At 38.2% G+C, this 5,999-nt stretch carries 5 protein-coding genes and 2 pseudogenes; 3 read left to right on the forward strand and 4 right to left on the reverse strand.

Annotation, left to right across the window (positions count from 1 at the left end; genetic code table 11):
- Positions 1-100: 100 nt before the first annotated feature.
- The gene (locus Q0017_RS13035) at positions 101-520 is read right to left on the reverse strand and encodes a DsrE family protein (protein ID WP_068912717.1); all 420 of its coding nucleotides are present in this window, start codon (positions 518-520) and stop codon (positions 101-103) included.
- Positions 521-638: 118 nt separating this feature from the next.
- Between Q0017_RS13035 and Q0017_RS13740 the strand changes: the two are divergent.
- Positions 639-1,348 (forward strand): annotated as a pseudogene (locus tag Q0017_RS13740) (IS982 family transposase); the annotation flags it as partial.
- A 59-nt stretch (positions 1,349-1,407) separates the two neighbouring features.
- Here Q0017_RS13740 and Q0017_RS13045 read toward each other — a convergent pair.
- Genes Q0017_RS13045 through Q0017_RS13055 form a run of 3 tightly spaced genes read right to left on the reverse strand, consistent with a single transcriptional unit; the run spans position 1,408 to position 4,388 of the window.
- Positions 1,408-2,112: an ABC transporter ATP-binding protein gene (locus tag Q0017_RS13045; RefSeq protein WP_298147655.1), complete on the reverse strand. Its 705-nt coding sequence runs from the start codon at positions 2,110-2,112 to the stop codon at positions 1,408-1,410.
- Positions 2,113-2,115: 3 nt separating this feature from the next.
- Complete coding sequence (locus Q0017_RS13050) at positions 2,116-3,324, reverse strand: ABC transporter permease (RefSeq protein ID WP_074947793.1); 1,209 nt, start codon at positions 3,322-3,324, stop codon at positions 2,116-2,118.
- Positions 3,321-4,388, reverse strand: a complete 1,068-nt coding sequence (locus Q0017_RS13055; RefSeq protein ID WP_298147660.1) for an efflux RND transporter periplasmic adaptor subunit — start codon at positions 4,386-4,388, stop codon at positions 3,321-3,323. Before Q0017_RS13055 ends, Q0017_RS13050 begins: the two co-directional genes overlap by 4 nt.
- A gap of 396 nt (positions 4,389-4,784) precedes the next feature.
- Here Q0017_RS13055 and Q0017_RS13060 point away from each other — a divergent pair.
- Together Q0017_RS13060 and hemJ are read left to right on the forward strand one after the other, a co-directional pair.
- Positions 4,785-4,981, forward strand: a pseudogene (locus Q0017_RS13060) (beta-ketoacyl-ACP synthase I); the annotation flags it as partial.
- A gap of 65 nt (positions 4,982-5,046) precedes the next feature.
- Complete coding sequence (hemJ, locus tag Q0017_RS13065) at positions 5,047-5,499, forward strand: protoporphyrinogen oxidase HemJ (protein ID WP_074947791.1); 453 nt, start codon at positions 5,047-5,049, stop codon at positions 5,497-5,499.
- The last annotated feature ends 500 nt before the right edge of the window (positions 5,500-5,999 follow it).

Below are 5,999 nucleotides of genomic sequence, written 5' to 3' on the forward strand. Positions count from 1 at the left end.
TTTAGAGGCAGGCTTATTCATTTTGAAATTATATTGCTGAATAAGCTTTTGATGCTAGGTTTGTGCAACAAAGCCCTTTGTTGTAAGAAATCTGATTAAATCACCATGATAGAGTTTTGGTACCAGGTTGAAAAATTGCTTCCCCCATATCATCAGGATTCGCATATTTTAAACCTTTGATAAGATCACCCTCTTTAACACCATATTGATCCATACACATTTTACAGATAAAGACTTGTCCACCATTGACCATTATATTTTTCAGCATGGCCTGATGCTCTGCATATCTATGTTCGAAGCGGCTAGAAGCAAGCATAACCCCTTGATCGACTAAATATACAGTCAAGGGATGCCCTTTTTGGAATTGATTATTACTCATGCCGATGGCCATCTTTGTACGATGAGCATCATTACTGGTAAGCAATACAAATAATGGATCTTTTGTTGTTTCTGCTACTGCAATCGATAAACTTGAAAAAAACAGCAGAAAAGACAAGCACAAGTTTTTAATAAATTTCATAGGATTTATACTCTTTTTAAATCAATATAACCTGAATTGTGGATAAGAAATTGGCTTGAAAAAAAAGGTGGCTACATACTATTAGGGAGTTACCACACAACCTACACTTTCAGCGACCATGTTTGATTTTACATATTTCTTCTGCATGATTGATGACTTTTTTCAAAAATCGAAGTAACTTATTGGCAATTTTTAAAATACGATCCTCTCAATTAAAAGTTTCGTAAATCGTGTTTATTGCCATTTAGTATAAATTTTCGTATTTCCATAATCTCAAAGTTTTATTCTTTTCATTAAAGCAAAATCACGGTCAACTCTTTAGATATTTACCTTGTTAACAACGGATAGTTTATCTCATTAGAGCACATCGATTGGCACTGTATGCTTTACATTTTGCCTTGATGAAAGATTATCAGAGCAATTTTATTTATGGATCAATCGACTACGCTGCCTGTATGCAAAAATCAGCGTATTCAACGGTATAAATATCTACCATTGCAACACACGGTAAAAGCTCAATGGACTGGTTCTTTGGCTGTAAGCTGCATTTAATCATGAGTCAGTCAGGCAAAATTGTCAGTACAGCTTTATCTAATGAACATACAGCAGACATTAAAATGATTGAGCATTTGGTAGAAGGCTTAAAAACAAAACTCTATGCTGTTCGTGGATATATCAGTCAAGAATTAAAAATCAAATTTGAGGAATCAAGACATTTGGTTTAATTACATATCATCGTAAGAATATGAAAACTATTCGTTTATCCAAAGCAGATGAATACCACTTAAAACAACGCAATAAAAAGAAAATTTATTCAGCTTATTGAAAAAATTAAGCTATTAATCTAAATCTATCAACTAGATAAAATACTTTAAATTTCTAAGCTTTTAGAAACTACGACCCTCTCCTTTTTCTTCATACGTTATTCCCTCACGAATATGATACAGTCGCTGGAAAGTCGGAATAATTTTATCGTCATGTGTAACAACAATAATTGCTGTTTGAAATTTTTCCGCCATTTCGTACAACAAACGAATTACAGTCATGGCACGAACGCTGTCTAAAGGTGCCGTTGGCTCATCTGCCAAAATGACAGGTGGCTTATTAATCAAGCCGCGTGCAATAGCTACACGTTGTTGTTCACCACCTGATAATTGCCCAGGCATGGCATGAACACGATGCTGAACATCTAAAGCAGTCAAAATTTCTAAAGCACTTGCACGTGCAGTGTCATTAGGAACACCTGCAAGCATAGGTAATAGCGCAACATTATCTAAAACATTCAAAAAAGGAATCAAATAAGGTGTTTGGAACATAAAACCAATTTTGTCACGTCGCAATGCACTTAAATCTTTTACCAACCAGTGTTGATCAAAAATCACTTCACTCCCTAAAGTCATACGTCCTTCAGTGGGATCAATCACAGCGCCTAAACATTTTAATAAGGTACTTTTACCTGAACCTGACGGACCAATCAGTCCAACAACTTCTCCTGGATCCACCCACATATTGACATCTTTTAATGCATAAAAAGCATTATCACCTTGCCCAAAACGTTTTTTTAAACCCTCAATTAAAATTCCGTGGGTCATGTGTTATCCTCCAATTGCTTCGGCTGGATCAATACGTAATGCCATACGAATAGCTACTAGACTTGCCAACATACAAATCAACATCACAGCAATAAATCCAAGAATAGAATCCTGAGGAATCAATAATACATACTTTGGAAAATATGGCGCAGCAAAGGTTGAAGTGATTTTACCTATAGTAAATCCAATTAGACCAAGTGCGAGCGCTTGCTGTAAGATCATCCAGGCAATCGTTCGGTTGCGTGTTCCAATTAGTTTCAGAACTGCAATTTCTCGAATTTTATCCATGGTTAGGGTATAAATAATAAATGCCACAATTGCCGCGCTCACCAAAGCCAAAATTACTAAAAACATCGCAATCTGCCTTGCTGATGTTGCAATCATCTTGCTAATTAAAATATGTTCCATTTGAAGACGCGTGTAGACAGTCAGTTGCTGCCAACGTTGGATGTGTTCAGCAGTATCTTCTGCGGAAGTACCAGTTTTAAGACGGACTAAAATTGCATTTACATAACGATTGCTGGTTTGGGCACTCAGAACACTGTCTAATAAATCTGGATACGCAGGACGATTGTAAATCGGATTTTGTGCGGTACGTCGGCGGTCTTGTAAAATTGCCGCATTATCTTTTTGAAATTGGGCTTGTTGTGCATCTTTAAGCGGAATAAAAATCATCGGGTCACCACCTGATGACACCATTCGTCGAGTCAATCCTACTACAGTAAAATAATTACGACGGATTTTGATGCGATCACCTAATTTAAGTCCTGAAGTGATGTCTACAACAGCTTCATAGTGCCCCCGAGTCAATTGACGTCCCGCTAAAAGGTAAGGTGGCCAGCCTAAATTATTCCAGGCATGTTCACCTGTATGGATTCCAACCACCATCGCACGGATATCTTTATCTTTATAATGAACTTGTGTGGTCAGATAAGTAATATTTGAGGCATGTTCTACTTCAGGTGTAGTCATGACACTACGATATAAATCATCACGCACACTAGAAGGTTCAGCATATGGACCAAGCGTATCTTGTTGTACCACCCATAAATCTGCACCGCTATTATTTAATAAAGCCTTGGCATCATCCACCATACCACGGTAGACACCCGCCATAATTAGAGTCACGCCGATCAACAAGCCAAGTCCAAAACCAGTAAAAACAAACTTACCCCATGAATGGAATATATCCCGACCGGCTAAGCTAATCATTCAGATGTTCCTGCAAGATTTTTTACAATACGCAAACGGTTTTTCGCATTAAGTGGTTTTTCACTATATAAAACGATTTGATCATTTTCTGATAGACCATCGAGTACTTGAACATCACCCTCTAAATTAGAGCGACCTAGTTTAATTTCAATAAATTGTAGTTTTTGATCTGTCACTTTCCAGACACCGACTTGGTTATTGATGCGGTGAATAGCAGCATTTGGAATAGCAAGGCTGCGAGACAGTGGTGCTAGTTTAATTGTCACTTCTGCTAATTCACCTAAAGGGGGTAGAGGGTTAGGTTGTTGACTAAAGACTACTTTGGCTAAGATTTCTTCGGTAATAACATCTGCACGAGGCTCTACCCATAAGACTTGACCTGAAAGCGTGTTACTTTGACGCGAACGTAAATGAATTTGTGCAGGTAAACCTGAGGCTAAGCCAATCGTACTAGATTGATCGAAGCGTGTATTCAACCAAATAGACTTCGGGTCTACAATTTCCAATACGGTTTGCCCTGCAACTACAGTAGAGCCAGGTTCTGCATAACGGGCTGTGACTATACCTGGTGCTGTTGCCATTAAATTTAAATTGTCGCGCTGGGCTTGTAGTGTATTGAGGTCTGCACGAGCTTTATTAAGTTCTTGTTGCATTGAGCCAAGTGCTGTTGTAGCGAGATCAAGCTCCTGCTGCTTAATCGCGAGTGACTCTTGACTGGTGGCATTGATTTTGGTGAGTTGCTGATAGCGTTGAACTTGTTGCTGTGCAAACTTTTGACGAATTTGAATATCTTGTTGCTGAGAGATGATTTTTTGGATAATGGCACGTTGTGCAAGTGTTTTTTCTTCCAAATCGACTGGATCCATTTCTCCCAAGAGCTGTCCAGTTTGTACAGCATCGCCAATATCGACTTGAAGGTTTTTAAGACGACCTGCCGCTGTGGGACCAATTTTGTAATTATGACGAGCTTCAACAGTCGCTATACCAAACAGACTAGGCTGAATAGATTTATACTTAACCTGTGTCAGACTGACCTTGACTGGTGCAAAAGGTCCTGTACGCAATAGGACATAAACCAAAAATAAGATTAATGTAATAAGCACTACAAGAACGGAAAGAGCCCTCTTTCCTAATAGAAATGTTTGCATCTGTATTTTGCTTATCTTATCTAATTAAGAATAATATAATCTATTTCTAAGTATTATATAAAACAATTCCTTCCCCAAAAAGGATTGTAGCAACCTCTCTAGTGAACACACTTTATCAAGCTATCCGATAATCCTTAATTTGGTCCCCACTTAAAATAAGTGGAGACTTAATTCATGACTACAAATACTCATACATGGGACGTAAGAGCTAGCTGTTTGCAGGATCACTGTACAGTGGTCAACGAGCTGTGAACACATGATGCTTACAGTCAGCGAAACTGAATGGACTGGATCCGTATGCCTATATGAGTGATTTATTCAGTATTGATGATGCAAAATGACTTTATTGCACCAAAAATCAACGTGACTGAACTGGATGAAGGTGCAAAACCATTTGATATCGTGCTTGAAAATGTGACATAAAATTGAATACTATGATGAGTAACAGTTTCGGTTTTGGCGGTGTAAATGCATGTCTTGTTTTCAAAAAATTGAGAAGGCTAAGCTAAGAATTGTTGATCATTCGGCAACGGATGATCAACTTCTGCCACACTGCCCTTAAAAGGGTGAATAGATGGATGCTCCTTCTGATGCTTTCTTGTGGGTAAAAGCATTACATATTATTGCTGTAGTTTGCTGGTTCGCCGCTTTGTTCTACTTGCCACGTTTATATGTTTATCATGCGATGAGTGAAGATGCCACGAGTCATCAGCGTTTCCAGATTATGGAACGAAAGTTGTACCGCGGCATCATGTGGCCGTCAATGCTTGCCACTCTCATCACAGCGCATTTTTTAGTGGATTGGGGTGATGCAACTCGGCATTACCATGAAGCACTCTGGTTTTACCTGAAAGTTGGATTAGTGGGCTTACTGGTGATTTACCATTTTGTTTGTGGTTATTATCGTAAAAAACTGATGGAAAACCCGCATTACAAATCACATAAGTTTTGGCGTTTCTTCAATGAAATGCCAACGCTTATTTTACTCGCAGTAGTGATTTTAGTGGTGGTTAAACCGCAGTTTTAATCCAGTTGATTTTAAAAAACCTCCTTAAGGAGGTTTCTACAAAGCAGTGCTTTTCACCTTCATAAAAGGCAAGAGTAATCTATATCTAACCTTGCGAAAGCAGGGTTTTTTATTGTCTAAAAAAATCAGGAGCCTCTATGACGACGGAAATATCACATCTCGATTATTATTGAGACATCCAAAGGTAAAAAAAGCACTGATTATCTAACTATAGCTAAATTCTAAAGGCTGTAGCGCGTAAATATATTTGTAAAATACCATTTTACAAGGTTTTTGATGTGCTACTAAATTAAGTAATCAGCTATAAGTCATTAGAGTAAATGTAAGCGTCCGCTGAACCCCATGCATATTTTTTAATTCGGTTCAGGTTTCCAGCGGTGAGGTAGTAATTCTTCTATTTGGGTCGCTTTATGTGTCGGCAACTGAACCGTACCGGGTTTGTCGGAGACCAAGCTTTCTGAGAGAATGTCCCGATGAAAAAAGTAAAATATACCCCTGAA

It is taken from the genome of uncultured Acinetobacter sp., from assembly GCF_947624825.1.
GTDB lineage: Bacteria > Pseudomonadota > Gammaproteobacteria > Pseudomonadales > Moraxellaceae > Acinetobacter.

Bases quoted from the DNA above. Each gene is read 5' to 3' on its own strand.
- Q0017_RS13045 (WP_298147655.1), bottom strand. From the start codon at position 2,112: ATGACCCACGGAATTTTAATTGAGGGTTTAAAAAAACGTTTTGGGCAA.
- Q0017_RS13050 (WP_074947793.1), bottom strand. From the start codon at position 3,324: ATGATTAGCTTAGCCGGTCGGGATATATTCCATTCATGGGGTAAGTTT.
- Q0017_RS13035 (WP_068912717.1), bottom strand. From the start codon at position 520: ATGAAATTTATTAAAAACTTGTGCTTGTCTTTTCTGCTGTTTTTTTCA.
- hemJ (WP_074947791.1), top strand. From the start codon at position 5,047: ATGGATGCTCCTTCTGATGCTTTCTTGTGGGTAAAAGCATTACATATT.